Source organism: Aerococcus sp. HMSC062A02, assembly GCF_001809535.1.
Classification (GTDB): domain Bacteria; phylum Bacillota; class Bacilli; order Lactobacillales; family Aerococcaceae; genus Aerococcus.
The window spans coordinates 1-2,948 of the sequence record NZ_KV797944.1 but is presented as its reverse complement, the minus strand read 5'-3'; the positions used below and the strand labels follow the sequence as shown (position 1 = coordinate 2,948).

Genomic DNA, 2,948 nt, shown 5'->3' with positions numbered 1-2,948 from the left:
AGAGGAGCCACTTCTGCGCAACCGAACCCGACTATAAAGGGTGAGAGACTTGGCGGTTAGAGTTGGATGATTGGAGCAAGTCAGAATAAGAGCGAAGTATTCGCTCGTTTCTGACTTGTGAAATCACTCCAAGCCTGCCAAGTCGAGCCCGACTACAAAGGGTGAGAGCAGAGGCGCTTAGAAAGGAATGACTGGATGCAAAGAGGATAAGAGCGTCTTTAGCCGGTCGTTCCACTTTGCTGAAGTCACTTCCTTTCTGCCTTTGCGAACCTGACTATAGGGTGAGAAGTAGCGCGGTTAGAAATATAAAATATTAAATAACCTAGTAAGGATGATTGCCTCCTTACTAGGTTATTTTCGTTATTAAACTTGGGCTAGCTTTCAAATGGGACCTCCATTTGTAAGCAGCCGGCCTTCTACTTTCAAACGAGGACTCCATTAACAAGTAGAACCGTGCCAACTTTCAAATAGGAGCTCTATTAGCAAGTAGAACCGACCTAACTTTCAAATAGCGTCTTCATTAGCAAGTAGCCCCACAAAAAATCCCAGAATAGGAAACCCCCTCCATCAGAAAAAATCTAATGGAGGGGCTTATCTTACTTGGTATTTTAGAAACCCTTATTATGTTTCAAATATTCTTCTTCTTCGGGTGTGTTTTTCCGACCTAGTGCCTCGTTGCGGTAAGGGTAGCGGCCGTATTTTTCAATGATTTCATAGTGGGCTTTTTCATACTTTAGATTGTTGGCTAGGGCTTCTTCTGAGGAGAAGAGTTCCATGGCTTGGTCGTGGATGACGAGGGATTCGGAGTGCATGAAGGGCATGTAGATGAAAGAGCGGGCTTCTGGACTGAGCGAAGAGAGGTCTTCCAGCCGGATGCATTCTTGGGCTAGGGCGAGCGCCATATCGTCTTGGGCATAGGCTTGGCCGCTTCCCCGATAGAGATTTCTGGAAAACTGGTCCAGGACAATAATTTCTGCTAAGCGTCCGCGAAGGCTTTCCCGCCAATCTGCATGCTCACCATCTTTGACTTCCTGGTGGAGCTGGCTAAAGCGGTCGGCAATAGCTTGGTCGACACTTTGGCCACCATTAAACCACTTCTTCGGGCCCAATTCTTCAAACCAAAAATTTAAAACTGCTTCGATTGACATCGTCGGCCTCCTTTAATTTTATTTTAATCATAGCATAAAATAGGATCAGAGTCCTGTTTCGAGCCTGGCGAATTTGATTCGCTTTTTAGCTGCAAATTCGTTAAAATGAAGGGGTGTAATTTATCTAGAAAGAGGGAAGACCATGATTCAAATTCGGGATGCTATCCTCCATATATACGATGTCAACACCAGTGAACCCATCCTCTCCCAAGCGGCTTTAGACTTTCGGGATGAGACCATTATTCACTATGTCGACTGCAAGGTGAACCAGGTCATGCAAACAGGAAAGCAGAAGAATGGTGTGATTCCTGAAACGGCACCCATCTACGAGAATCTCCAGAGCCTGGCTAGGGACTTCCAAGCAACGACCCGACCCATGACCTCCAAATTCTTCCAGATCCTACGCCTAAATCCGGACATCCCACCGGCAGACCTGCTCTGGGTATCGCTTGTGCTCAATGATTTTCCCTTCGTTGGGATGTTCAAGTTGAACCACAATGAATCCTTTACCCACTTCGTCGCCACGGATGAGGAGGTCTTGCGCAATGATTTAATTGTCCACCGGTCCATCCTGCCCAAGGCCAAACAAGCCATTGATGAGGGGTTCCTCTATTGCCCCACGACAAGCGAGTACTTCCTGATTGAAAAAAATCATTTGATGGAAGAAACGGGCGAGCGGATGCCTTATTTGAGCGAAGTCTTTTTGGGCATCGAAGCCAATCTCAATATGAATGAAAACATTAAAATTATAAGAAAAGGCGTTGAAAAGACGGCTAAACACTATAATGAAACAGACTACCAAGCCTTGGCAGAGGCTAAGGATATTCTCTACCACGCCGTTTATGACGACCAAGAATTCGATAACCGCAAACTGGCTGACCAGCTCTACGGCGACAATATCAGCCAAAAACAAACTTACTTGCGGGAAACTGAAGAAATGGGAATGATCCACCAACAAGCTGCCAGCCCAGACATGTTATCGGCCAAGATGCAGCGGCAAAAACTTAAATTCGATAATGGCATCGAATTGACCATTCCCCTTGAGCTTTTCAATGACCCTGAAGTGGTGGAGATTAAGAATAATCCGGATGGGACCATTGGCATCGAATTGAAGAATATTGAAAGTATCAAAAATATGTTCTAAAGTAGAAGAGGAAAAACAAAAATGAAAATACCCAAATTAGACCTGGACCTGGTCCGCTATCCTAATTTTCAGCAGCTCTCATTAACCCGGCGCTTGACCAATCTGAGCCTCTGGGTAGCGGTTGCCGTGGTGGGACGGGTCTTAGTCAGTGGTGTTCCTAATGTCCAACCTGTGACGGATATGGTTATCCTGGCCGTGCCGCTCTTTGGCCTGTCAGGGGGCTTAATTGTCGCTACTCTCATCATGCTCCTCAGCAATCTTATCCTCGGTATGGGACCTTGGACCCTGGGGCAGATCCTAGCCTATGGGGCGGTCGTCCTGATCAGCTACCTCTTAATGAAGCTAGGCCTCTTCAAATACCCTCTAGCCGTCCTCGCCTGGTCCCTAGTCGCAGGCTATTGTTACGGTCTCATTGTCAGCTACATGATGCTCATCCTCTTCGGCCTAGGCATGCCATTCTGGACCTACTACCTAGCTGGCCTCCCATACGACACTGGCCACGCCCTAGGCAACCTCGCCTTCATGCTCATCCTAGTCCCCATCTGCCAACGCCTCATCCGCGAAAAAATATTGTAAAGAAAGGGTGTGAGCAAAGGCGTTCAGAAAGGAATGACTGGAGGCGAAAGGGATAAGAGCGGCTCCAGCCGGTCGTTCCC

The 2,948-nt window shown here is 47.3% G+C and carries 3 protein-coding genes; 2 read left to right on the top strand and 1 reads right to left on the bottom strand.

Annotation, left to right across the window (positions count from 1 at the left end):
* Positions 1-608 precede the first annotated feature (608 nt).
* Complete coding sequence (locus tag HMPREF2626_RS08250) at positions 609-1,148, bottom strand: DUF924 family protein (RefSeq protein ID WP_070620001.1); 540 nt, start codon at positions 1,146-1,148, stop codon at positions 609-611.
* A gap of 142 nt (positions 1,149-1,290) precedes the next feature.
* Between HMPREF2626_RS08250 and HMPREF2626_RS08245 the strand changes: the two genes are divergently transcribed.
* Both HMPREF2626_RS08245 and HMPREF2626_RS08240 read left to right on the top strand, forming a co-directional pair.
* On the top strand, positions 1,291-2,292 hold the full coding sequence (locus HMPREF2626_RS08245) for a nucleoid-associated protein (protein ID WP_070619998.1): 1,002 nt from the start codon (positions 1,291-1,293) through the stop codon (positions 2,290-2,292).
* A gap of 21 nt (positions 2,293-2,313) precedes the next feature.
* The gene (locus tag HMPREF2626_RS08240; protein WP_083294412.1) at positions 2,314-2,868 is read left to right on the top strand and encodes an ECF transporter S component; all 555 of its coding nucleotides are present in this window, start codon (positions 2,314-2,316) and stop codon (positions 2,866-2,868) included.
* The last annotated feature ends 80 nt before the right edge of the window (positions 2,869-2,948 follow it).